At 72.1% G+C, this 23,513-nt stretch carries 22 protein-coding genes and 1 riboswitch; of the genes, 11 read left to right on the top strand and 11 right to left on the bottom strand.

Translation table 11 applies throughout. From position 1 onward, the window contains the following. Positions 1-93 precede the first annotated feature (93 nt). Positions 94-1,911 carry a glycerol-3-phosphate dehydrogenase/oxidase gene (locus EV382_RS23105; protein WP_130409116.1) on the top strand — a complete coding sequence of 606 codons (1,818 nt, stop codon included), beginning with the start codon at positions 94-96 and terminating at the stop codon, positions 1,909-1,911. A gap of 88 nt (positions 1,912-1,999) precedes the next feature. Next, a complete protein-coding gene (locus EV382_RS23100) occupies positions 2,000-2,536 on the top strand; it encodes a hypothetical protein (protein ID WP_130405090.1) in 537 nt (178 codons plus the stop codon). Between the two features lie 10 nt (positions 2,537-2,546). Here the strand turns inward: EV382_RS23100 and EV382_RS23095 are convergent, their stop codons facing one another. After that, the gene (locus EV382_RS23095; RefSeq protein ID WP_130405088.1) at positions 2,547-3,947 is read right to left on the bottom strand and encodes an FAD-binding oxidoreductase; all 1,401 of its coding nucleotides are present in this window, start codon (positions 3,945-3,947) and stop codon (positions 2,547-2,549) included. 68 nt (positions 3,948-4,015) lie between these two features. Here EV382_RS23095 and EV382_RS23090 point away from each other — a divergent pair, with 68 nt between their 5' ends. After that, complete coding sequence (locus EV382_RS23090; RefSeq protein ID WP_130405086.1) at positions 4,016-4,300, top strand: DUF4031 domain-containing protein; 285 nt, start codon at positions 4,016-4,018, stop codon at positions 4,298-4,300. On the opposite strand, the gene EV382_RS23085 is transcribed toward EV382_RS23090, so the two are convergent. Continuing rightward, a complete protein-coding gene (locus tag EV382_RS23085; RefSeq protein ID WP_244236791.1) occupies positions 4,272-4,928 on the bottom strand; it encodes an HD domain-containing protein in 657 nt (218 codons plus the stop codon). The genes EV382_RS23090 and EV382_RS23085 overlap by 29 nt on opposite strands. A gap of 104 nt (positions 4,929-5,032) precedes the next feature. Between EV382_RS23085 and EV382_RS23080 the strand changes: the two genes are divergently transcribed. Next, entirely contained in the window at positions 5,033-6,268 is a 1,236-nt protein-coding gene (locus EV382_RS23080) for an FUSC family protein (RefSeq protein WP_130405081.1), read from the top strand. A 25-nt stretch (positions 6,269-6,293) separates the two neighbouring features. On the opposite strand, the gene EV382_RS23075 is transcribed toward EV382_RS23080, so the two are convergent. After that, the gene (locus EV382_RS23075; protein ID WP_425271922.1) at positions 6,294-7,562 is read right to left on the bottom strand and encodes an aminotransferase class V-fold PLP-dependent enzyme; all 1,269 of its coding nucleotides are present in this window, start codon (positions 7,560-7,562) and stop codon (positions 6,294-6,296) included. A 46-nt stretch (positions 7,563-7,608) separates the two neighbouring features. Beyond that, a riboswitch (SAM riboswitch) is annotated at positions 7,609-7,729 on the bottom strand. Between the two features lie 23 nt (positions 7,730-7,752). On the opposite strand from EV382_RS23075, the gene EV382_RS23070 reads away from it, so the two are divergent. Beyond that, positions 7,753-9,243 carry a PrsW family intramembrane metalloprotease gene (locus tag EV382_RS23070; RefSeq protein ID WP_130405079.1) on the top strand — a complete coding sequence of 497 codons (1,491 nt, stop codon included), beginning with the start codon at positions 7,753-7,755 and terminating at the stop codon, positions 9,241-9,243. A gap of 11 nt (positions 9,244-9,254) precedes the next feature. Here the strand turns inward: EV382_RS23070 and EV382_RS32880 are convergent, their stop codons facing one another. Together EV382_RS32880 and EV382_RS23065 are read right to left on the bottom strand one after the other, a co-directional pair. Further along, positions 9,255-9,422 (bottom strand): hypothetical protein, encoded by a 168-nt coding sequence (locus tag EV382_RS32880; RefSeq protein ID WP_165435845.1) that lies wholly within the window; start codon positions 9,420-9,422, stop codon positions 9,255-9,257. 93 nt (positions 9,423-9,515) lie between these two features. Beyond that, positions 9,516-9,854, bottom strand: coding sequence for a GroES family chaperonin (locus tag EV382_RS23065; RefSeq protein ID WP_130405077.1), 339 nt, complete (start codon positions 9,852-9,854; stop codon positions 9,516-9,518). A 108-nt stretch (positions 9,855-9,962) separates the two neighbouring features. On the opposite strand from EV382_RS23065, the gene EV382_RS23060 reads away from it, so the two are divergent. Next, positions 9,963-11,324: an AI-2E family transporter gene (locus tag EV382_RS23060; protein ID WP_244236987.1), complete on the top strand. Its 1,362-nt coding sequence runs from the start codon at positions 9,963-9,965 to the stop codon at positions 11,322-11,324. A 7-nt stretch (positions 11,325-11,331) separates the two neighbouring features. Here the strand turns inward: EV382_RS23060 and EV382_RS23055 are convergent, their stop codons facing one another. Then, positions 11,332-13,536, bottom strand: coding sequence for an ATP-dependent DNA helicase (locus EV382_RS23055; protein ID WP_208758478.1), 2,205 nt, complete (start codon positions 13,534-13,536; stop codon positions 11,332-11,334). Between the two features lie 101 nt (positions 13,537-13,637). Between EV382_RS23055 and EV382_RS23050 the strand changes: the two genes are divergently transcribed. The 4 genes from EV382_RS23050 to EV382_RS23035 all read left to right on the top strand — a co-directional run bounded on the left by EV382_RS23050 (position 13,638) and on the right by EV382_RS23035 (position 16,917). Beyond that, positions 13,638-14,144, top strand: coding sequence for a DUF402 domain-containing protein (locus EV382_RS23050; RefSeq protein ID WP_130405071.1), 507 nt, complete (start codon positions 13,638-13,640; stop codon positions 14,142-14,144). Positions 14,145-14,197: 53 nt separating this feature from the next. Next, positions 14,198-15,139 (top strand): PPK2 family polyphosphate kinase, encoded by a 942-nt coding sequence (locus tag EV382_RS23045; RefSeq protein WP_130405069.1) that lies wholly within the window; start codon positions 14,198-14,200, stop codon positions 15,137-15,139. A 139-nt stretch (positions 15,140-15,278) separates the two neighbouring features. Continuing rightward, on the top strand, positions 15,279-15,905 hold the full coding sequence (locus tag EV382_RS23040) for a DUF47 domain-containing protein (protein WP_130405067.1): 627 nt from the start codon (positions 15,279-15,281) through the stop codon (positions 15,903-15,905). A gap of 4 nt (positions 15,906-15,909) precedes the next feature. Beyond that, positions 15,910-16,917, top strand: coding sequence for an inorganic phosphate transporter (locus EV382_RS23035; protein WP_130405065.1), 1,008 nt, complete (start codon positions 15,910-15,912; stop codon positions 16,915-16,917). 57 nt (positions 16,918-16,974) lie between these two features. Here EV382_RS23035 and EV382_RS23030 read toward each other — a convergent pair whose 3' ends face one another. After that, complete coding sequence (locus tag EV382_RS23030) at positions 16,975-17,943, bottom strand: Gfo/Idh/MocA family protein (RefSeq protein ID WP_130405063.1); 969 nt, start codon at positions 17,941-17,943, stop codon at positions 16,975-16,977. 219 nt (positions 17,944-18,162) lie between these two features. Between EV382_RS23030 and EV382_RS23025 the strand changes: the two genes are divergently transcribed. Beyond that, complete coding sequence (locus tag EV382_RS23025; protein ID WP_130405061.1) at positions 18,163-18,996, top strand: NUDIX hydrolase; 834 nt, start codon at positions 18,163-18,165, stop codon at positions 18,994-18,996. Between the two features lie 107 nt (positions 18,997-19,103). On the opposite strand, the gene pstB is transcribed toward EV382_RS23025, so the two are convergent. Genes pstB through pstS form a run of 4 tightly spaced genes read right to left on the bottom strand, consistent with a single transcriptional unit; the run spans position 19,104 to position 23,215 of the window. After that, the gene (gene pstB, locus EV382_RS23020) at positions 19,104-19,880 is read right to left on the bottom strand and encodes a phosphate ABC transporter ATP-binding protein PstB (RefSeq protein WP_112584183.1); all 777 of its coding nucleotides are present in this window, start codon (positions 19,878-19,880) and stop codon (positions 19,104-19,106) included. A 17-nt stretch (positions 19,881-19,897) separates the two neighbouring features. Then, complete coding sequence (gene pstA / locus EV382_RS23015) at positions 19,898-20,986, bottom strand: phosphate ABC transporter permease PstA (RefSeq protein ID WP_130405059.1); 1,089 nt, start codon at positions 20,984-20,986, stop codon at positions 19,898-19,900. Further along, entirely contained in the window at positions 20,983-22,074 is a 1,092-nt protein-coding gene (gene pstC / locus EV382_RS23010; protein WP_030327778.1) for a phosphate ABC transporter permease subunit PstC, read from the bottom strand. The genes pstA and pstC overlap by 4 nt, the downstream gene beginning before the upstream one ends. Before the next feature lie 34 nt (positions 22,075-22,108). Beyond that, positions 22,109-23,215 (bottom strand): phosphate ABC transporter substrate-binding protein PstS, encoded by a 1,107-nt coding sequence (pstS, locus tag EV382_RS23005; protein WP_130405057.1) that lies wholly within the window; start codon positions 23,213-23,215, stop codon positions 22,109-22,111. Positions 23,216-23,513: the final 298 nt, after the last annotated feature.

The raw sequence follows: 23,513 nt of genomic DNA, 5'->3' as shown, positions 1-23,513 counted from the left end.
GTTGTGAAACGGGCATTTGGGGCCAGGTGGGGCGGGCGGCGAATGTCGACGCGGTGACACGGCGGTTACGGTGGACGGGTGCGTGACCCCAATATCTCCCGATCCGTCGCCGGTCAGCTCTCACCGGTCCGCCGTGTGTCCGACCTGCGTCGACTGCGTGCCGAGCGCTTCGACGTGCTGGTCATCGGTGGTGGGGTGACCGGTGCCGGCGCCGCCCTGGACGCGGCGTCCCGGGGCCTGAAGGTGGCGCTGGTCGAGGCGCGTGACCTGGCCGCCGGAACGTCCAGCCGGTCCAGCAAACTCATCCACGGTGGCCTGCGTTACCTGGAGCAGTTGGAGTTTCACCTGGTCCACGAGGCGCTCACCGAGCGGGGCCTGCTGGCCACCCGGCTCGCGCCGCACCTGGTCCGCCCGGTGCCGATCATGGTGCCGCTGCCGGCCGGGCGGGGTCTGCGGGACCTGCCGGCCCGGCTCTTCCGCCGCTCGTACTACGGGGCCGGGGTGGCCGCCTACGACGCCTTCGCCGGGGTCTTCGGCGGTGGCCGGGGCATGCCCCTGCACCGGCACCTGACCCGGGAGGGTGCTCGGCGGGTCTTCCCGAGTCTGCGGGCCGACGCGCTGGCCGGGGCGATCCGCTACTACGACGGGCAGGTGGACGACGCCCGGCTGGTGGTCACCCTGGCCCGCACCGCGGCCAGCCTCGGGGCCACGGTGGTGAGCAGTGCCCGTGCCGTGGGGCTGATCCGGCAGGCGCGCGAGGTGACGGGCGTCCGTGTCCGGGATCTGGAAGCCCCGCCGGGCTCGCCGGACGCGGAGTTCGAGGTGCAGGCCCGCACCGTCATCGCGGCCACCGGTGTGTGGAGCGACGACATGTCCCGGATGCTCAACGACGTGGGTCTGCGGCCCGGCGTCCGGGTGCGCGCGTCCAAGGGGGTGCACCTGGTGGTGCCCCGTTCCGCGATCACCGGCGAGACGGGGCTCATCCTGCGTACGGCGAGTTCGGTGCTCTTCGTCATTCCGTGGGGCGGGCACTGGATCATCGGCACCACGGACACCGACTGGCGGTTGGACCGTTCCCACCCGGCCGCCTCGGCCCGCGACATCGACTACCTCCTTGAGCAGGTCAACACGGTGCTGGACCGGCCGCTGACCACCGCCGACATCGAGGGGGTGTACGCGGGGCTGCGGCCGTTGCTGGCCGGTGAGGCCGATTCGACCTCGAAGCTGTCCCGTGAGCACGCGGTGTTCGAGCCGATGCTCGGGTTGCTGCTGGTCGCCGGCGGCAAGTACACGACGTACCGGGTGATGGCGTCGGACGTGGTGGACCGGGCTGCCCGCCGGCTCGGGGGCGCGCGCCCGTCGCGCACCGCCGACCTGCCGCTGCTCGGTGCTGACGGGTACCCGGCGATGTGGCGGGACCGGGCCGACCTGGCCCGCCGGCACGGTGTGCCGGTGGGCGTGGTGGAGCACCTGTTGGAGCGGTACGGCACCCTCACGCTGGACCTGTTGGCGCTTGTCGACGCCGATCCGCTGCTGGGGTCCCCGCTGGCTGGTGCTCCGGAGTATCTGGCGGCGGAGGTCGCGTACGCGGCGCGGGCCGAGGGTGCGTTGCACCTGGAGGACGTGTTGACCCGGCGCACCCGGATCTCGTTCGAGACCAGTCATCGGGGGTTGGAGTCGGCGGAGCACGCCGCCGAACTGATGGGCGCGGTGCTCGGCTGGGATGCGGCGACCCGGGAACGCGAGGTCGCGCACTACCGCGCCCGGGTGGAGGCGGAGCGGCAGTCCCAGTTGATGCCGGACGACGCGGCGGCGGACGCGGCCCGACTGGACGCTCCGGACGTCCGGGGTTACCCGGCCGATCGGGGTGGCGACGACGATCAGGCGGAGCTGCGCCCATCCGCTAGATGACGAATTGCGACGTTACCAATGGGTAACCATCGATACCGACCCGGATGGTGGTTTCGGACGCTACCTACGGTGGGGTAGGTTTCCGCGCGTGCTTCCCCGCGCGCGCCAACGCCTGCTCCTACCCCTGCTCGCCGTCGCGCTGGTCGGCGCCCTGACCGGGTGCTCGCTCTTCGACCGGGACAAGCCCGGCACCCCGTTGGCGCAACCGTCCGCCGGCGTGGCGGGTGGTGGAACGCAACTGGAGATCCCCACCACGGTCGCCGCCGGCCAGGTCAGCCTGCTCCAACGGCTCGGCGAGGACGGGCCAATGCGCACCCTGAGCGTCGAGCGCAACGGCGCGTGGCAGTGCATCGACTGCGCCGGCGACGGCGTGACCTCCCGGGGCACCCTCGCACCGGAGCTGACCGAACGGCTCCAGGTGCTGCTCGCCAACCCGGCGCTGGCCGACGAGACCGATCAGGCCCGGCGGTACCGGACCACCTGCATCGACGCGCTGACGTCCAGCCTGATCACCTCGACCGGGCTGATCACCTCGCAGGACTGCCCGGGGGAGGAACTCACCCCGGTCGCCGGGGAGATCCTGCTGCTGCTCACCCAGGCGACCCCGGCCGAGGTCAAGGGCTGACCACAGCCGCTCAGAGCACCTTGCCCGGGTTGAGCAGGCCGGCCGGGTCGAGCGCCGACTTGATCGCCTGATGCACCCGGACGCCGACCGGTCCGATCTCCTGGGCCAGCCAGTCCCGCTTGAGCAGGCCCACCCCGTGCTCGCCGGTGCACGTGCCGCCCAGGTCCAGGCCGAGCCGCATGATCTCGTCGAACGCCCGCCGGCCCCGCTGCACGCTCGCCGGGTCAGCCCGGTCGACCACGATGTTCGGGTGCATGTTGCCGTCTCCGGCGTGCCCCACCACGCCGATCGGCACCTCGCACTCGGCCGCGATCCGGGCTACCCCGTCCAGGAGCGCGGCCAGTGCGCCGCGCGGCACCGCCACATCGTCAATCACCAGACCACCGTTGCCGCCCGGGTAGGCGTCCGCCGCGAACTTCTCCATCGCCGGGTGAGCCAGCCGGCGAGCCTGTAGCAGCGCCGCCGCCTCCAGCGCGTCGGTGGCCGCGTAGACCTCATCGGCGCCGACGGCCTCGCACACCTCGGCCAGCGCGGCCAGGTCGTCCGCCGCCCGGGTGCCGGTGTCGGCGGCGGCCAGCAACAGGGCCTGCGCCTCGGTCCGCAACCCCATCGGCTGGTACGCCTCGATCGCCCGCAGGTGGGTCTGGTCCAGCAGTTCCAGCAGACTGGGGGTGAGCCCGCGAGCCGCGATCTCGGCCACCGCCGCGCCGGCCGTGGCGGTGGAGGGGAAGACCGCCACCAGGGTCAGCGAGTCGGCCGGGGCGGGCCGCAGCGCCACGGTCACCTCGGTGATCACGCCGAGGGTGCCCTCTGAACCGACGAACAGCCGGGTCAGGTCGTAGCCGGCCACCCCCTTGGCCGTACGCCGCCCGGTGCGCAGCACCTCGCCGGAGGCGAGCACCACCTCCAGGCCGAGCACGTACTCGGTGGTCACGCCGTACTTCACACAGCACATGCCGCCGGCGTTGGTGGCCACGTTGCCGCCGATCGTCGACGACTCCCACGAGCCGGGATCCGGCGGGTACCAGAGGCCCTGCTTCGCCACTGCACCGGCCAGCGCCGCGTTGACCACCCCGGGCTGGACCACCGCGATCCGGCTCACCGGGTCGATCTCCCGGATCTCGGTCATCGCGACGGTGCTGAGCACCACCGCGCCGTCCACCGCGTTCGCCGCGCCCGCCAGCCCGGTCCGCGCGCCCTGCGGCACCACCGGTACGCCGTGCCGCGCTGCGGCCTGGACCACGGCGACCACCTGCGCGGTGGTGCGTGGCCGAGTCACCACCAGCGGGGTGCCGGCGGCGCACAGGTCGGCCTCGTCCCGCTGGTGCAGGTGCAGCAGGTCCGGGTCGGTGAGCACGGCGTCGTCACCGAGCGCGGCGCGCAGGTCGTCGAGGAGCGCGGTGGGGGCCATGCAGCCGAGGCTAGGTCGCCGGCCCGCGATCATCAACATGATCGACTGGACGGGATAACTTGGGCAGCATGCTCTACCTGGACCGGCCTGCCTGGCCGTGGCGTGGTCGGCTCTGGTCGCACCTGGTCAGTGACGTCTCGTACGCCGAGCTGCACGCCTTCGCCGAGGCGCTGGGCGCGCCCCGGCGCGGTTTCGACCGGGACCACTACGACATTCCGGCCGACCGGTTCGCGGCGGCGGTGTGGCTCGGCGCCCAGGTGGTGCCGAGCCGGGAGCTGGTCCGGTTGCTCCGCGACGCCGGCCTGCGTCGCCCGAAGCACCTGGTTAGCCCCCGTTCGCCGGCTCCCCGGTGAGGGCAACCAGCTCGCGGCGCACGTTGTCACGGGCGGGCTGCTCCCAGCGGCTCGCCAGCGGGGGCAGCCGGAACAGCGCGGGCAGTGCCAGCAGGCCGGTCAACACAGCGGCCCGTCCGGCCCGGAACGCCGGCTCCGGCACATGGGCGTACTCCTGGCGGATCGCCGTCGCGTAGCGCTGGTAGCGGGCCGGCGGCGCGGCCAGTACGGCCAGGTCGGCGTCGCAGAGCAGCGCGCCGTCCCGGTCGTCCGGTGCCACCGTGTGCCCGGCGGTGAGCAGCACCAGCCGGCGTACCTCGGTCACCGTGGGCATCGGCACCCCGAGCCCGGTGAGTACGCTCTCGGCCAGCGCGGCGCTGTCCCGTTCGTTGGCGTCGCCAGCGGCCCGGGGGTCGTAGACCGCGTCGTGGAACCAGGCCGCGAGCCGGACCACGTCGGCCCGCGCGACCAGGTCGGCGTGCTGGTCGACCAGATCGAGCACCGCCGTCAGGTGGGCCAGCGTGTGATAGTGCCGGTGCGGCTCGCGCCACCGGGCGAGCAGACGCTCCCCGGCCCGGGTGGTGTCCGAATCAGGTCCCGCGCCGGCATCCCGGGCCGTTGCCCGCCACCGGTCCAGCAGATCAACCACCGCCCGAGTCTGCCGCATCCGCCCACGGCGCGGCAGGGGAGGATTCAGCCGGCCCACCATGGGTAGTCGCGCCCATGGCCGTGGCCCGGGACAAGCGACCTCCGATGGTGCGACGTACCGCGCTGCGCGACGGGCTGGTGGACATCGATGGCGCGCGGATCGCCGAGGCCACCGAAGAGTTGCGCCATCGCAGCCGAGCCACCCTGCACGACCGGCTGCACCGGGTCCGGATGGCCGGCGGACTCGCCGTGCAGGCGGGGCTGGCTGCTGGTATCGCGTACCTGATCTCGCACAAGGTGCTCGGCAACCCGCAACCGGTCTTCGCACCGATCTCCGCGGTCGGCACCCTGGCCGCGTCGGTCGGCCAGCGGTTCCGCCGGACCGTGGAGTTGATCGCCGGGGTCGGGATCGGGGTGGCGATCGGTGACTTCCTGATCTACCTGCTCGGCACCGGGGCGTGGCAGCTCGGGCTGGTGGTCACGGTGGCGATCCTGCTAACGATCTTCGCCGGGGCGAGCGTGGCGATCGTCATCCAGGCGGCCGCCACGGCGGTGCTGATCGTCACGCTGAGCCCCTCCACCCAGAATCTGGAGATCCCCCGGTTCGTGGACGCGTTCCTCGGCGGTGGGGTCGCGTTGCTGGTCACGGCGGTGCTGCTGCCGCTGAACCCACTGCGAGTGATCAACCGGGCGGCCCGGCCCGCGCTGGACCTGCTGGCCACCCAGCTCGATGTCACCGCCGACGGGTTGCGCAGCCGGGACCGGGCCGGCATCCAGCGGGCACTGGACCGGCTGCGCAACAACAAGGAGGAGCTGGCCACGCTGTCCGAGGCGATCGAGGGCGCGAAGGAGACGGCGACCCTCTCCCCGGCCCGCTGGCACCGGCGCAGCGAGCTGATCCACTACGCGGAGGCGGCCGACCCGATCGACCGGGCGATGCGCAACACCGGCACGCTGATCCGTCGTTCCGTCACGTTGATCGAGGACGAGGAGCCGGTGCCCGACCCGATGCCGGACGCGATCAACCACCTCGCCGAGTCGGTCCGGCTGCTCAAGCACGAGTTCGCCGCCGGCGAGGAGCCGGAGAAGGCCCGGGAGCGGTCGCTGCGGGCGGTCAGCGAGGCCGGCCGGGCGTACGGCGCCGGGGTCGGCTTCTCCGGCAGTGTGGTGGTCGCCCAGATCCGGACGACCGCGAGTGACCTGCTGGTCGCCTCCGGGATCGAGCAGGAGGAGGCGAACCGGTGCATCCGCTCCGCCTTCGGGGAGCAGGAGCGCCCGGTCGGTGAGCCCGTCGAACCCACCGAACCACCGAAACCACCCACCGCCCCACCGATCGGCTGAGCGCGGGCCACCGCCGCCCCCGGCCTCAGCCCAGTTCGGCCAGCGCCGCGAGCAGCCGGTCCACCTGGGCTGCCGTGCTGCCCAGCCCGATGCTGGCGCGGAGCGCGGTGGGAGGCAGGTCCCGCCGGCCGGTACGCGCCGCCGCCTCGGTGAGTAGACGCCGGGCCAGCGGATGGGCACAGAACAGCCCGTCCCGTACGCCGATGCGGTGCTCGGCGGCGAGCCGCGCCGCCACCTCGCTGGAGTCCCATCCGGCGACCACGAAGGAGACGATCCCGACCCGTGGCGCGTCCGGGCCGAAGGTGCGCAGCTCGACCACGTGCGGCAGGGCGGCGATGCCGGTCCGCAACCGGGCCAGCAGGGCCTGCTCGTGGGCGGCCAGCGCCTCCCGGTCGGCGTCATCGAGCGCCGTGCAGACCGCCGCCAGCGCGACCGCGCCGAGCAGGTTCGGAGTGCCGCCCTCGTGCCGGGCCGGGCCGGTCGTCCAGGTCACGTCGTGGGTGGCCGGCCCGACGTGGCTGGTGGCCCCACCGCCGGCCAGGTACGGCGGGGCGGCGTCCAGCCAGTCCGACCGGCCGATCAGCACGCCCGCGCCGAACGGGGCGTACAGCTTGTGGCCGGACACGGCCAGGTAGTCGACGTCGAGCGTGTGCAGGTCGACCGGGGCGTGCGGGGCGAGTTGCGCGGCGTCCAGGGCGATCCGGGCACCGTGCCGGTGGGCCACCTGGGCCAGTTCGGCGACCGGCCACAGTTCACCGGTGACGTTGCTCGCTCCGGTCACCGCGACCAGCACCGGCAGTGCCGGACTGCTGCCCCGGCGCAGCTCGGTGAGGGCGGCGGCGAGATCGCGTACCGCCCCTTCGGGGTCGGTGGGCACCGGCAGGCGCACCGACCCGCGCGGCCAGGGCAGCAGGTTGGCGTGGTGCTCACCGGCGAAGGTGACCACCGTCGTGCCGGCCGGCACGGCCCGGGCCAGCAGGTTGAGCGCGTCCGTGGTGTTCCGGGTGAAGATCACGTGATCGTCGGCGCGCGCGCCGAAGAAGTCACCGATCGTCTGCCGGGCCTGCTCGTACGCGAGGGTGCAGCGCCGCGACAGCGCTCCCGCGCCACGGTGCACGCTGGCGTACCAGGGCAGCAGCTCGGCCACCGCGTCGGCGGCGGCCCGCGCGCACGGCGCGCTGGCCGCGTAGTCCAGGTTGATCTCACCGGGTACGCCGAGGACGTCGAGCGGCGCGGCCGGCGTCGACGGCACGGTGGGCAGGGTGGGCAGCGGGCGGACGAGAGTGACGGACACGCCGGAACCTCCGGGGTCAGGGACCCCGGGTGCGACATCGGGACGGGGTCCGCGCTTGCCCAGCACACCGATCGGGCTGGGCCCGGTCATCACCCGGGGCACCCCACCGCGAACTCGACGAGGGTTGCCGGCCAGCAAGCCGGGGCTTGACGCTGGCGCTCGTGACCTGCCGGCAGCATAGCGGCTACCGATGCGACCGAACCAGCCGGCAGTGGATGGCTACGCTGACCGCATGGCCGACACCCCGCCCGGTTCACCGCTGCCGCCGTCGCCGGCCGCCCCGCCTGCGCCCGCCGCCCCGCACATGGGCGAGACGCCCCGGATGCCGCTGCGCCGACTGGGCTGGCGACGGTTCCTGGTGCTGGCCGGGGTGGTGCTGCTCATCGCGGCGTGCGCGGTGTTCATGGTCTTCACGCTCGGCCAGTCGCTCGGTGCGCAGGCCCTGCTGATCGGGGTGGTCGCCGCCATCCTGCCGGTGCCGGTGCTGGTCGCCTGCTTCCTCTGGCTGGACCGGTACGAGCCCGAGCCGCTGAAGTATCTGATCTTCTGCTTCGCCTGGGGTGCGTTCGTCTCCACCGCCGCCTCGCTGACGGTGAACGACTTCGCGGCCAACCGGTTCGACGACTGGGGCCTGCCGTCGGCGCTCACCGGGGTGCTGGTGGCGCCGTTCATCGAAGAGCTGACCAAGGCGCTGGGCCCGATCCTGCTGTTGGTCTTCCGCCGCCGCGAGTGGTCCGGGATCACCGACGGTCTGGTCTACTGCGGGCTCGCCGCGGTTGGTTTCGCGATGGTGGAGAACATCCTCTACCTGGGCGGGTTGGGGTACGCGTCGGGCGCCGACCGCTACGGCCCGGCCACCGGCATCCAACAGGTCATCGCGATCTTCATCCTGCGGATCCTGCTGTTCGGGTTCGCCCATCCCCTTTTCACCTCGATGACCGGTGTGGGGTTGGGTATCGCCTCCCGGACGGCCGACCGGCGCATCCGGGTGCTCGCCCCGATCGCCGGCCTGCTGCTGGCGATGATGCTGCACGGCACGTGGAACCTGCTGCCCACGCTGACCCAGGCCACCGGCGAGGCCATGATCATGCTGTACGGCTTCCTGGGCCTCATGGTGCCGGTCTTCTTCGGCACCGTGGGGCTGGCGCTGTGGCTGCGGGCCTGGGAGGGGCGGCTCACCGAGCGGGCCCTGCCCGACTACGTGCGCGCCGGCTGGCTCAGCCCGCCCGAGGTGGCCGCCCTGAGCAGCCTCGGGCGGCGGCACGCGGCCCGCAGTTGGGCGCGGCGGGTGGCCGGCGACGCCGGGGTGCGGGCGATGCGGGGTTACCAGGCCGCCGCCACCCGGCTGGCCCTGCTGCGCGACGGGACGCTGCGCGGCCTGGACCGCAAGCCCGCCGACCAGGAGCGGACCGCCCGTGAGGAGCGGGAGCTGCTGGACGCGATCAGCGCGTACCGGTCGTTCTTCGTCGGTCGGGACCCGCAGGCCCCGGCGGGGGTCTGGGACGGCAGCCGCTACCACCTGCGTTTCCCGGACGGTACCCAGCGCCCGGTGGACGCGCCGGACGAGCCGGTGGTGCCGATCCCGGTGGTGCTGGCTCCCGCACCGGCTCCGGTGGGGTACGCCCCGCCCGGCTGGGCGGGTCCGCGATCCGCGCCGCCCTGGCCACCGGCGCGCCCCTGACCGCGCCCGGCTCAGGTCATCAGCGAGGTGAGGAAGTCACCGAACCCCTGGAACATCGCCATCAGCCCGGCCCCGATCCCCCGGAACACCTGCGCGGCGCCGTCCGGCCGGAAGGCCATGAAGTAGATCAGGAACGCGACACTGCCCCAGGTCAACAGCTTCTTCACGAATACCGGCATTGTCCCTCCCCAGGGCCACGGTCGCCGGATGGCTTCCCGCCGTGCGGCCGGGCAAACGGTGCGCGACGGGGCCCGGTGGCCGGGGGAGGCGGGTCAGAGGTAGAGGCCGGTCGAGTCGTTCTCGATCCGCTCGGCGGCCACGGCGTGCACGTCGCGCTCCCGCAGCAGCACGTACCCGCGGCCGTGCAGCTCGACCTCGGAGCGGTCGTCCGGGTCGAAGAGGACCCGGTCGCCGGAGACGATGGCGCGGACGTTCGGCCCCACCCCGACCGCGGTGGCCCAGGCGAGGCGCTTGCCGACCGCGGCGGTCGCCGGAATGACGATGCCAGCGGTGGAGCGGCGTTCGCCCTCGCTGCCCTCCATCCGCACCAGCACGCGGTCGTGCAGTAGGCGGATCGGCAGGCCGGCGTCGATGTCGTTGTCGGCGGTCACGCCGCAGACGCTACCGTGTGGCCGACGGTGGCCTGCCAGTGGTTACGCCGAAGGTGGTCGGGGCATTGGGTGGCTGAACCGCCCTACGGTGTGCGGAACGGACGTACACTGTCCGACCGGTCGCCGTGGGCGGGCCGGTTTTTCTGCCAGGAGGTGCGCTTGAGCCGCTTCGAGCAGGTACGCGAGCGGCTTCGCCGCGTCTACCAGTCACGACGGGCCGCGGTGCGCGCCGACCCGGGCGCATCGGGTGACGCGCTGAACGACGTGTCGGAGGCGGCCCGGGTGGCGTCGCCGGCGGTGCCGGGTCCGACCGCGCCGCCCAGCGCCTCGGTCTACGGCGCGGAACCTCCGACGGATCTGCACAGCTCCACCTCCAGTCGGGACGACGCCGACGTTCCGCACGGGCTGCGGATCGCCGCCGCGTGGTGTTGGCGACTGATCGTGATCGGCGTGGTCGCCTGGGCACTCCTGCGGATCGTCGGCACGGTCAAGATCGTGATCATTCCGCTGGCCATCGCGCTGCTGCTCTCCGCGTTGCTCGCCCCGGCGGTGGGCTGGCTGCTGCGGGCCCGGTTCCCCCGGTCGTTGGCGACGGCGGTGGTGCTGGTCGGTGGTCTGGCCGCGGTGATCGGCACGCTGACGCTGGTGGTCAACGAGTTCATCCGCGGCGTACCGGAGCTGAGCGAGAAGTCGTCGGAGGGTGTCCGGCAGATCCAGAACTGGCTGAAGACGGGTCCGCTGCACCTCTCCGACACCCAACTCGACCGCTACATCGACGAGGCGCAGCTCTGGATCAACAACAACACCTCGAAATTCACCAGCGGCGCGCTGAACACCGCCGCGACGCTGGCCGAGGTGCTGACCGGAACGCTGCTGGTCCTGTTCGCGACGTTCTTCTTCCTGCGCGACGGCAACAAGATCTGGCGTTTCCTGGTCCGGCTGCTGCCGGTGGCCGCCCGGTGGAAGGTCGACGACGCGGGCCGCGCCTCCTGGCAGACGCTTGTCGCCTACGTCCGCGCGACCGTGCTGGTCGCCTTCATCGACGCGGTCGGCATCGGCATCTTCCTGGTCATCTTCGACATCCCGTTCGCCTTCCCGCTGGCCGCGTTGGTCTTCCTCGGCGCGTTCATCCCGATCGTCGGTGCGGCGCTCTCCGGCGGCGTGGCGGTGCTGGTGGCCCTCGTCGACAGCGGCCCGGTCACCGCCTTGATCATCCTGGGCGCGGTGATCGGCGTCCAGCAGATCGAGGGGCACGTGCTCCAGCCGCTGATCATGGGACGGGCGGTCGCTCTCCACCCGCTCGCGGTGATCATCGGGATCGCCGCCGGTGTCGTGCTCGCCGGCATCACCGGCGCGCTGGTCTCCGTGCCGCTCATCGCGGTGCTGAACACCGCGGTCCGCAGGCTCGCCGCCCGACGGGTCCCGGACACCCCGCCCGACGCCGTGGTCGTCGCCTCCCAGGCACCGTAGGGCCTGCTCAGGACTTGGCCAGGCGTTCCAGGGCGCCCCGGGCCACCTCGGGACGGGTCGTGTACCAGAACGGTGGCAGCGACCGGCGCAGGAACGGCCCGTAGCCTCGGGCCGTCTCCAACCGGGAGTCGAGCACCGCGACCACGCCCTTGTCGCCGGTCGCCCGGATCAGCCGGCCCACGCCCTGCGCCAGCCGGACCGCCGCGATGGGCACGCTGACCGCCGCGAAGCCAGAGCCACCGCCCGCGTCCACGGCCGCCGCCCGGGCCGCCGCCAGCGGTTCGTCCGGGCGGGGGAAGGGCAGCCGGTCGATGACGACGAGCTGGCAGGAGTCGCCCGGCACATCCACCCCCTGCCAGAGCGACATCACCCCGAACAGGCAGCTGGCGCGCTCCTCACGGAAGCGACGCACCAGCAGCGGCAGCGCCTCCTCGCCCTGGAGCAGCACCGGCAGGTCGGTCCGCGCGCGCACCAGCTCCGCCGCCTGCTGCGCGGCCCGCCGGGAGGAGAAGAGCCCGAGGGTACGACCACCGAGCGCCTCGACCAGCCCGAGCAGCTCCTCCCCGGCCGCCTCGGGCAGCCCGGAGACGCTGGGACGGGGAAGGTGCGCGGCGACGTACAGGATGCCCTGCCGGGCGTAGTCGAACGGTGAACCGACGTCGAGTGACCGCCACCCGGGGCCCTCGGTGGCCGGCACGACGGCGTTCAGGGTGACGTCGCCCGCGAGGCGACGGGCCGGCGTCTCGGCGGCCGGCCGACCCGGGCCGGTGCGGGCGGCCAGCGCGGCCGCGGCGGGGGTCGGCGGGGCGGGCGGTGGCGCGTCCAGCCCGAGGGCGCGGGCGACCGTGTCGAACCGGCCGCCCAGCGCCAGGGTCGCCGAGGTGGCGACGACGGTGCGTTCGTCGTACAGGTGGGTGGCGAGGGTGCCCGCCACCGACAGCGGCGCGACCACCAGCGCCCGACGGCTGCCACTGTCGTTCTTCTCCACCCAGGCCACGTCGTGGTCGGCCTCCTCCAGCAACCGCTGCGCGGTGGTGGACAGCTCGTCCAGGGCGGCCTTGGCCTGCTGCTTGCGGACCGGGTCGGGGTCGTCGGACTTGACCTCACCGATCGCGTCCAGGGCGGTGCGGGTCGCCGCGTCGAGCAGCGTGCACGCCTCCCGCAGCGGCGTCGGCAACCCCGCGGTCAGCCGCCCGGCCGGGGCTTCGGCCAGGCCGACCGCGAGGGCGTCGCCGGCGGCGGTGAGCGCCTCGGCCGTCTCCGGTCGCAGCAACGTACGGGCCCGTCGGGCGGTCCGGTCGACCAACTCGGGCACCAGCTCCGCCTGCGCCGCCGAGGAGACCCGGTCGGCCAGCTCGTGCGCCTCGTCGACGATGAGCAGCTTGTGCGGTGGCACGATGTGCCGGTCGGCGAGCATGTCGACAGCGAGCAGGCTGTGGTTGGTCACCACGATGTCGGCCTCCCGGGCGCGGGCCCGGGACGCCTCCGCGAAGCACTCCTGCCCGAACGGGCAACGGGTCGCGCCGACGCACTCGCGGGCCGGCATCGACACCAACCGCCAGGCCTGGTCGTCGACGCCCGGGTCGAGTTCGTCCCGGTCGCCGGTGGCGGTCTTCTCGGCCCAGTCCCGCAGCCGCTCGATCTGCTTGCCCAACCGGCCCGCCTCACCGAGCCACTTCGTCCCGCCACCGGGACGCGCCGCGGGGGCGTCGAAGAGGGTGTCCTCCGGCTCCTCCTCGGTGGAGTTGTCCAGTCGGGCGAGGCACAGGTAGTGGTGGCGGCCCTTGAGCACGGCGAAGGTGGGCCGACGGCCGAGCACCGGCTCGACCGCGTCGGCGAGCCGGGGCAGGTCGTGGTCGACAAGCTGGGACTGCAACGCCAGGGTGGCGGTGGAGACCACCACCGGGCCGTCCACGGTGAGCGCCGGAGCGAGGTACGCCAGCGACTTGCCGGTGCCGGTGCCGGCCTGCACGAGCAGATGCTCACCGCCGGCCACGCACTCCTCGATCGCGGTGGTCATCTGCAACTGGCCGGGACGCTCCGCGCCGCCGGGCACCGCGCCGACCGCCGCCGCCAGCAGCTCGGTGCCACTGGGCCGGGCACCCCGCCGCCGGCCCTTCGCACGGGCCGACGGGGTGGCGGAACCGGTGGCGGTGCGGGGCGGAGTCACCGTGCGACGGTACCCGGCGCCGCCGACACCGGCCGCGCCCATCCGCCGCGTGGCGTGCGGTCGACCGGGCCGGGCGTACGGCCGACGCCGCCCGGTTACGGCCGCGCTACGACGCGTGGGCAGTATCGGTTAGGGTGCGAATCATGCCGAGCGACGTGGTCCGCGTGATCTACCGCAAGTACGACGGCAGCGCCCACCGCGACTACCCGGCACGCCGGCTCACTGAGGATGATCTCGGCATCTGGCTCGGCGTGCCCGAGGGCACCGAGTCGGTCTACCACGGCCGGCCCTCGGTGGAGAAGATCCCGTTCGTGCTGCTGGTGCCGCATCGCGCCTGGTGGACGGCCATGTTCAACCCCCCGCCCCGGACCAGCGAGGTCTACTGCGACATCACCACCCCGGCCCGCTGGGAGTCCGACGACACCGTCCACCTGATCGACCTTGATCTGGACGTGGTCCGGCGTCGAGCCACCGGCCTGGTGGAGTTGCTCGACGAGGACGAGTTCGCCGAGCACCGGGCCCGGTTCGGCTACCCGGACGACGTGGTGGCCGAGGCCGAGGCTGCGGCCCAACGGCTGCTCGGGGCCCTGGGCGACGGCACCGAGCCGTTCGCCACCGCGTACCGCAAGTGGTTGGCCCTGGTGGTCTGACGCCGCGCGGCGCTCGGCGGGCGCAGCGGCGGTGGTTGGGCGATGATCCGTGCATGAGCGCACCCCAGCAAGGGCGGATCGTGGCACCGGACGGCGGCTCCGTGCGGGAGGTGCTGCGGGTCAGCGCGCCGGTGGACCTCGGCGCGATCGACCCGCGTTCCACGCCCGGCCTGCCGGCGTCGGTGGGCCGCGGCGAGCACCGCAAGACCTGGGCGCGGGAGCAGGTGGAGCTGGTCGACGAGGAGTTGGGCCGGCAGCAGGAGATGCTCTTCGCGATGGCCAGGACCGGGTCGCGGCGGCCGGTGCAGCGGGTGCTGGTGGTGCTCCAGGCCATGGACTGCGGCGGCAAGGACGGCACGATCAAGCGGGTGGCCGGCGCGATGAACCCGCTCGGCCTGCACATCCGCTCGTTCGGGCCGCCGACCAGCGAGGAGCTGCGGCACGACTTCCTCTGGCGGATTCGCCGGGAGCTGCCGCCGCCCGGGTACGTGGGGATGTTCAACCGTTCGCACTACGAGGACGTGCTGATCGCCCGGATCGGCGCGCTGGTGCCGGAGGCGACCTGGCGAGCCCGCTATGACGAGATCAACTCGTTCGAGCGGGAGCTGACCGAGGACGGGGTGACAGTGGTCAAGGTGATGCTGCACATCTCGTACGCCGAGCAGGGCGAGCGCCTGTTGGGCCGGCTCGACGACCCGCGCAAGCACTGGAAGTACGACCCCTCCGACCTCGACTCCCGGGGGCACTGGGACGACTACCAGGCCGCGTACGCGGAGGCTCTGAGCCGATGTGGCACGGACGCCGCGCCCTGGTTCGTGGTGCCGGCGGACCGCAAGTGGTACCGGGACTGGGCAGTGGCCCACCTGTTGCGTGAGACGTTCGACACGCTCGATCTGGGGTATCCGGCTGCCGATTTCGACGTGGCGCGGGAGCGTGAGCGGCTGCTGGCTGGGGGCGCGGGTGCGGGTGGGGCGGTCGAGATGAACGGCAGGTGAACGAGCGGTGAATGGTGCCTGGCCAGGGGTGGGCCGGCGAATTCCCGGTTCGGCCGTTTTCTAGCATTCACCGAGCGGGCACCCGTAAGGCACCCGCCGGGCACCGCCACCCTTCCACCAACGCGACGAGGTCTGTGCTGTGAAGTTTTCCTTCCGCCCCACCGAGGGCGCCTTCTACGAGCTCTTCACCAGGGCCGCGCAGAACCTGGTCCGGGGTACCGCGCTGCTCAACGAGCTGGCCCTGCCGGGCGTGGACGTGCAGTCCGTCAGCGAGCGGTTGACCGAGGTCGAGCACGACAGCGACCAGATCACCCATGAGCTGTACAAGAAGATCAACTCGACCTTCATCACCCCGTTCGACCGGGAGGACATCTACCGGCTCGGCTCGCTGCTGGACGACGTGATGGACCATCTGGAGGCGGTCGGCGACCTGCTCTACCTGTACGGGCTCACCGAGCTTCCGGCGCTGCCCCGTGAGCTGCACGAGATGGTCAACGTGCTCGACCAGCAGGCCAAGCTGACCGCCGAGGCGATGCCCCGGCTGAAGTCGATGAAGGATCTCGACGACTACTGGATCGAGTGCAACCGGCTGGAGAACGAGGGCGACCGGATCAACCGGCAGCTGCTCGTCCGCCTCTTCTCCGGTGAGTACGACGCGTTGACGGTCCTGAAGATGAAGGAGGTCGCTGACGAGCTGGAGGCCGCCTGCGACGCCTTCGAGCACGTGGCCAACACCGTCGAGACCATCGCCGTCAAGGAGTCCTGAGCCGGTGTCCCCTGAACTCATCGCCGTGCTGGCGGTGATCGCGGTGGCCCTGGCGTTCGACTACACCAACGGCTTCCACGACGCCGCCAACGCGATCGCCACCAGCGTCTCCACCCGGGCGCTGACCCCCCGGATCGCGCTCGGGCTCGCCGCGGTCGGCAACTTCGTCGGCGCCCACTTCGGCGCCGGTGTGGCCAAGACCGTCGGCGACGGCCTGGTCACCCTGCCCACCGGCATCAGCAGCCTGGGGGTGGTCTTCGCCGGGGTGCTCGGCGCGATCGCCTGGAACCTGATCACCTGGTACTTCGGCCTGCCCTCGTCGTCCTCCCACGCCCTGTTCGGCGGGCTGGTCGGCGCGACCCTGCTGTCCACCGGCGGAATCGTGCAGTGGGTCAACATCGGCGAGAAGGTCATCCTGCCGATGGTGCTCTCGCCGATCGTCGGCCTCACCCTCGGCTACCTGCTGATGCTGGCCATCCTGTGGCTGTTCCGGAAGGGGCAGCCGGGCAAGCTCAACCGGGGCTTCCGCTGGGCGCAGACCGCCTCGGCGGCAGCCATGTCGGTCGGCCACGGCATGCAGGACGCCGCCAAGACCATGGGCATCGTGGTGCTGGCGCTCTACACCGGTGGTTTCCAGGAGAGCAAGACGCACATCCCCGGGTGGGTGTTCTGGACCTCGGCGACGATGCTGGCCCTCGGCACGTACGCCGGTGGTTGGCGGATCATCCGGACCCTGGGCCGCAAGATCATCGACCTGGGGCCGCCGGAGGGCTTCGCCGCCGAGACCGTCGCCAGCGCGGTGCTCTACTTCAACGCCCTGGTGCTGAAGGCGCCGATCTCCACCACCCACACCATCACCTCGGCGATCATGGGCGTGGGTGCCACCAAGCGGCTCTCCGCGGTTCGCTGGAACGTGGCCGGCAACATCGTGCTCGCCTGGATCATCACGTTCCCGGCAGCCGCACTTATCGCGTGCATCATGTACCTGCTGGTCCGGCCGCTCTTCGGCTGAGTCGCGCGAACGGGCCCCCGGTCACGGTCTCGCCGTGGCCGGGGGCCCGTCGTCTGTTCAGACGTAGCGCACGCCAATCTGCTCGCGGACCATGTCCAGCAGGGCCATCACCTCAAGGGTGGTGGCGTGCGACACCGCCGGGCTCTCGGTCAGCCCGGCGGCCAGGCAGCGCTGCACCTCGATCGCCTCGTACTGGTAGCCGTTGCCGGCCCCGTCGGCGACGAGGGTCTCCGGCTCCGCGCCGGCCCGGTGCAGGGTCACCGAACCCGGCCGGAAGAACGGCTCCGGCAGGTCGATCCGCCCGGTGGTGCCCGTTATCGAGGCGGTCTGCCCGCTCAACCCGACCATGCCGCAGCTCAGGGTGGCCAGGGCGCCGGTGTCGTAACCGAACAGGATGCCGGTGTTCTCGTCCGTGCCCTCCGGGCCGAGCTGTGCCCAGGACCGGATGTGCTGCGGCACCCCGAGCAGCAGGTGAGCCAGGCTGATCGGGTAGATCCCCAGGTCGAGCAGGGCACCCCCGCCCAGCGCCGCGTTGCGCATCCGGTGCTCCGGCGCGAACGGCCCGGCCACTCCGAAGTCGGCCCGGACGCCGGTCACCGCGCCGATCGCCCCGTCCGCGATCAGCTCAACCACCCGCAGGATCATCGGATTCAGCCGCATCCACATGGCCTCCATCAGGAAGACCCCGGCGGCGCGGGCGGTCTCCACCAACTCGGTGCTGGTGGCCAGGTCGAGGGTGAACGGCTTCTCCAACAGCACCGCCCGCCCGGCGGTGAGGCAGGTCATCGCCGCCTCGTAGTGCGCGGAATGCGGGGTCGCCACGTAGATCGCGTCCACCTCCGGGTCGGCGGCCAACTCCACCCAGGAGCCGTAGGCGCGCTTCGCGCCGTACGTGTCGGCGAAGCGCCGCGCGCTCTCCACGGCGCGGGAACCGACCGCGACCAGCTCGGCGTCCGGCACCAGCCGGAGATCTTCGGCGAAACGGCTGGCGATGTGGCCGGTGGCCAGGATGCCCCAACGAGTCATGCCGGAACGCTAGCCCAGCCAGGTGAACCGCCCGATGCCCGGCCTGCGGCGCAACCACATCCCGGCCCGGCGCGTGGGGCCTTGCGCCCTGATGAGCGTGATGATTCTGGGGCATATTGATGTCTCAGAGTCATCACGCTCGAATCGCCGACCGCGCCGACCGCTCCATGGCCCAGCGCGCGGCCGGCGTTCCCCCAGGCGGGAACTAGGCTCGCGAGCATGACGATCGACAGTGCCGGCTTCGCCGCCCCGGCCGCCCTGGTCGAGCACGCCCGCCGGTTCCAGGCCGAGGGTGGCACCCCGGCCACCCCCCGGGTCGCGGCCACCGTGCTGCTGCTGCGTCCGACCGACGCCGACTTCGAGGTGTACGTCATCCGCCGGGTCGCCGCCATGACCTTCGGCGGGATGTACGCCTTCCCCGGCGGCGGGGTGGACCGCTCCGACTCGGCGGCCCACCTCGACTGGGCCGGCCCGCCGCCGGGCGAGTGGGCGGACCGGCTCGGGGTGGCCCCGCAGGCCGCGCAGGCGGTGGTCTGCGCCGCCGCCCGGGAGGTCTTCGAGGAGGCCGGTGTGCTGCTCGCCGGCCCGGACCGGGAGACCGTGGTGGGCGACGTCAGCGGCGACGCCTGGGAGGCGGCGCGGCAGGACCTGGAGGGGCGTCGGTTGGGCTTCGCGGCGCTGCTCGCCGACCGTCAGCTCACGCTTCGATCGGATCTGCTGCTGCCGTGGAGCCGGTGGATCACTCCCGAGTTCGAGCCGCGCCGCTTCGACACGTACTTCTTCATCGCCCTGTTGCCGGCGGGGCAGCGGACCCGCGACGTCTCCGGCGAGGCCGACCACACCCTGTGGATCCGGCCGGCGGACGCCCTGGCCCGGGCCCAGGCCGGCGAGCTGACGATGCTCCCACCGACCCTGGTCACGCTGGCCCAGGTGGCGGCGGCCGGCGACCTGGCCGGGGTGGCGCGCGCGGCGGCTCATCGGGACGCCGCCACCCCGGTCACCCCACGCCTGGACCTGCCCCCAAACGGCCAACCCCGCTTCGTCCTGACCTGAGCCCGAGCGCCTCCCCCTCCCCGCGCCCCCGGCACGGGGTTGACACCGGAAATGACACCGGCGCCCACGCCGGGAGGGCGGGGCGCCGGTGACCGGTCGTGGTCGGCTCAGCCGAAGCGGCCGGTGATGTAGTCCTCGGTCTTCTTCACGCTCGGGTTGCTGAAAATCTTCTGGGTGTTGTCGTACTCGATCAGCCGGCCCGGGTCGCCGGTCTTCTCGATCGAGAAGAAGGCGGTCCGGTCCGACACCCGTGCGGCCTGCTGCATGTTGTGCGTCACGATGATGATCGTGAACTTGTCCTTGAGCTGGAACATCAGGTCCTCGATCGCCAGCGTGGAGATCGGGTCCAGGGCGGAGCACGGCTCGTCCATCAGGACTACCTGCGGCTCGACCGCGATGGTCCGGGCGATGCAGAGCCGCTGCTGCTGACCGCCGGAGAGGCCCGCGCCGGGCTTGCCGAGCCGGTCCTTGACCTCGCCCCACAGGTTCGCGGCGCGCAGGGCCTTCTCGGCCGCGTCCTCCAGGATCGACTTCTTGCGGACCCCGTTGAGCTTCAGCCCGGCCACCACGTTCTCGAAGATGCTCATGGTGGGGAACGGGTTCGGTCGCTGGAAGACCATGCCGATCGTGCGCCGGACCGCGGTGACGTCCACGTCCCGGTCGTAGATGTCCTGGTCGTCGATGGTCAGGCTGCCCTCGACCCGGGCTCCCGGCAGCACCTCGTGCATCCGGTTGATCGACCGCAGGAACGTCGACTTGCCGCAGCCGGACGGCCCGATGAGAGCGGTGACCGTCTTCGGTTCGACAGTCAGGTTGATGTTCTCGATCGCCTTGAAGCCGCCGTAGTACGCGGTGACGTTCGAGGCGGAGACGCGCTTGGCCATGGTGGTACCTCCGGGGTTCATCGGCTGAGCCGGTTGCGACGGGCCAGCAGCTTCGCCGCGATCGTCAGGATGAGCACGAGGGCGACCAGGGTGAGTGCCGCGGTCCACGCCCGTGCCGGGGCGTACTTCGACGCGTCGCCGGCCTGCTGGTAGACGAAGAGGGACAGCGACGACTGGTTGTTCTCGAAGGGGTTGGTGTTGATCGCGGCGCCACCGCCGGCGACCAGCAGCACCGGCGCGGTCTCACCGGCCGCGCGGGCGATGGCGAGCATGACGCCGGTGACGATGCCGGGCAGCGCCGTCGGCAGCACCACCCGCAGGATCGTCTTCCACTTGGGTACGCCGAGCGCGTACGCGCCCTCGCGCAGTGGCGCCGGGACGAGGCGGAGCATCTCCTCCGTGGACCGGACGATGGTGGGGAGCATGAGCACGCTCAGCGCGAGCGCGGCGGCGAAGCCGGAGAAGCTGGGCCGGCCGTCGTTGAACCACGGCGACACGATCAGCACCCAGAACGCCAGCACGAAGAGGCCGGAGACGATCGACGGGATGCCGGTCATCACGTCCACGAAGAACCGGATCACGAAGGCGAACTTGCCCCGCCCGTACTCGACGATGTAGATCGCGCAGAGGACGCCGAGCGGGACGGTGATCAGGGTGGCGATACCGACCTGCTCCAGCGTGCCGACGATCGCGTGGTACGCGCCGCCGTTGGCGTCCCGGGCCCCGATGTTGTTCATCGAGGTCTGGAAGAAGTTGCCGTCGAGGCGGCTGGCGCCCTTGCTGACCAGCGTCCAGACCACCGAGACGAGCGGCAGCACCGCCAGCACGAAGGCGGAGTGGATCAGCGCGCTCCAGGTGCGGTTGCGGGCCGAGCGGCGCCCCTCGACCGCGTTCGCGGCGGCGAAGAGCCCGACCAGGTAGAGGATCGCACCGAGGACGACGACCAGGACCGGGCCGCCGACGCCGGCGCCGTAGACGATCACGGCGGAGAGCGCCAGGGCCGCCACGGCGATGGCCGGGGCGGCGTACCAGGGCAGCCGCTTGGCCCGCAGCGAGTCGGGCTGGGCCGGCGGCCGGGTGCGGTGGGAGGTGGCGGTTGTGGTCATGCGGCCGACTCCGTGAACTCCCGGCGGCGGTAGATGATGGCCCGCGCAGTGATGTTGACGATCAGCGTGATGGCGAACAGCACCAGGCCGGAGGCGATCAGAGCGCCCCGGCCGGTCGCGTTCGCCTCGCCGAACGCGTTGGCGATGTTGGCGGCGATGGTGTTGCCGCCGTTCTGGATCAGGTTGAACGAGATGCCGAAGGTGATGCCGAGGGTCAGTGCCAGGGCGATGGTCTCACCGAGCGCCCGGCCGAGGCCGAGCATCATCGCGGCGATGATGCCGGGGCGGCCGTAGGGGAGCACCGCGGTGCGGAGCATCTCCCAGCGGGTGGCGCCCAGGGCGAGGGCGGCCTCCTCGTTCGCGGTGGGCGTCTGGAGGAACACCTCGCGGGAGAGCGAGGTGATGATCGGCAGCACCATGATGGCGAGCACCAGGGCGCCCAGCATGACGGACGCTCCGAAGGGGCCGTCGCCGCCGAAGAGCGGGATCCAGCCGAAGTGCTGGTTCAGCCAGACGGAGAAGTCCCGGACCGGGCTGCTGAAGACGTCCCGCCCCCAGAGGCCGAAGACCACGCTCGGCACGGCGGCGAGCAGGTCGACCAGGAAGCCGAGTGTGGTGCCCAGCCGGCGGGGTGCGTAGTGCGAGAGGTAGAGGGCGATGCCCAGCGCCACCGGCACCGCCATGAGCAGTGCCAGCGCCGAGCTGAGCACGGTGCCGAAGGCGAGCGCGCCGATGCCGAACTTCGGCTGTGTCTCGTTGGGCGACCAGCCCTCGTAGGACCAGAAGTTCTCGGTGTTGGCGCGTAGGGCCGGCACCGCCTTGACGACCAGGAAGATCGCGATGGCGGCGATGATGACCAGAACGGCGGTGCCGGCGGCCAGTGTGAGACCGCGGAAGGCCCGCTCGGCGCCGAACCTACGGCTGCGCGGCAGCGCGCCGCCGCCGCCCAGCCCGGTGCCGCCCGGGGTACGGGTGCTGACTGGTGCCTCGGCCACACGCGCCGAGGCACCGGCGGGCCACTCGTGACTCTGGGTCACGCGCGTCCCGCCGGTGCCGGCGTCGGCCGAGCGGTGGGGGGTTTCACCCATCTGCTCGCTCGATTCGATTGCGGAGTGGTGTCGGTCAGGAGATGTTCTTGACTGCGGCCTCGACCTTGGTGCGGACGCTCTCCGGCAGCGGGGCGTAGCCCAGCTCGGTCATGGCAGCCTGGCCCTCGGTGCTGGCGGCGTAGCCCAGCAGACCCTTGACCAGCGGCAGCTTGTCGGCGGCGAGGCCCTTGCTGCAGACGATCTCGTACGTCGCCAGGACGATCGGGTAGGCCCCGGCCTCCTTGGTGTTGTAGTCGATCGACAGCTTGAGGTCGTCGCCCTGGCCCTCGACCTTGGCACCGGCGATGGTCTTGCCGGCCGCCTCGGCGGTCAGCGCGGCGAACTCGCCCGCACCGTTACCGATCTTGGACATCTTCAGGCCGGCGTTCTCGGCGAACGACCACTCCATGTAGCCGATGGAGCCGTCGGCACCCTTGACCCGGCTGGCCACGCCGTCCGAACCCTTGGCGCCGGTGCCGCCCGGGGCCTTCCACGCCTTGGCCTTGCCGAAGGTCCAGTCCGCCTCGGCGGTCTTGGAGAGGAAGTTGGTGAAGTTGTCGGTGGTGCCCGACTCGTCCGAGCGGTGGACGGTCTGGATGGTGGTCGCCGGGAGCTTGGCGTCCGGGTTGTCGGCCTTGATCGCGGCGTCGTCCCACTTGGTGACCGTGCCGGCGAAGATCTTCGCCAGGGTGGCCGGCTTGAGCTGGAGGTTGTCCACGCCGCTGACGTTGTAGGCGACGGCCACCGGGCCGATCACCATCGGCAGGTGGATGGCCTTGCCGCCGACGCACTTGGCGTCGGCCTGCGGCTGCTCCTCCGGCTTGAGCGCGGAGTCGGAGCCGGCGAAGTCGGCGGTCCCGGCGATGAACGCCTGGATGCCGGCGCCCGAGCCGCTGGGCTCGTAGTTGATCGTTACACCCTGGCACTTCTGCTGGTACGCCTTGATCCACTCGGCCATGGCGTTCTTCTGCGCCGACGAGCCCTGGGCGTTCAGCGTGCCGGTAGCGCAGTCGACCGCGGCGGCCGAGCCCGAAGCGCTGGCGCCGGAGGCGGGCTCGTTGTTGTCCGAGCCGCATGCGCTGAGACCGAGCGTCGCAGCAAGGGCGAGGCCGGCAATCGCGCCGTACCGCTGGAGCTTCACCTGAGGGGTTTCCCTTCGCGTCTGACTTGGCGCCCCGATCCCGGGGCCCGAGGACCGGCACTGACCGGCTGACACGAAAGTTAGAAGTGCCAGGTAGCCGGTTCGCCGGTCGCAAGTGAACGCAAGGTGAACACGTACGGCCGCTCAGGTGACCGCTCGCTGAGGGTGAGTTGTCCGTTAAGTGAACCCGGATACACCTGTCGGAACTATGGGCATATTTCCGGTCTGCCGTTATGTCGCCGACGCTCGGCCGTTACCCACCGGTGACCCGGTCAGGGCGGCGGTCGCCGGCCGACGG

Origin of the sequence: Micromonospora violae (assembly GCF_004217135.1) — a bacterium.
Taxonomy (GTDB): domain Bacteria; phylum Actinomycetota; class Actinomycetes; order Mycobacteriales; family Micromonosporaceae; genus Micromonospora; species Micromonospora violae.
Note: the sequence above shows the minus strand (reverse complement) of the source record. Positions and strands in the feature narration are given on the sequence as shown.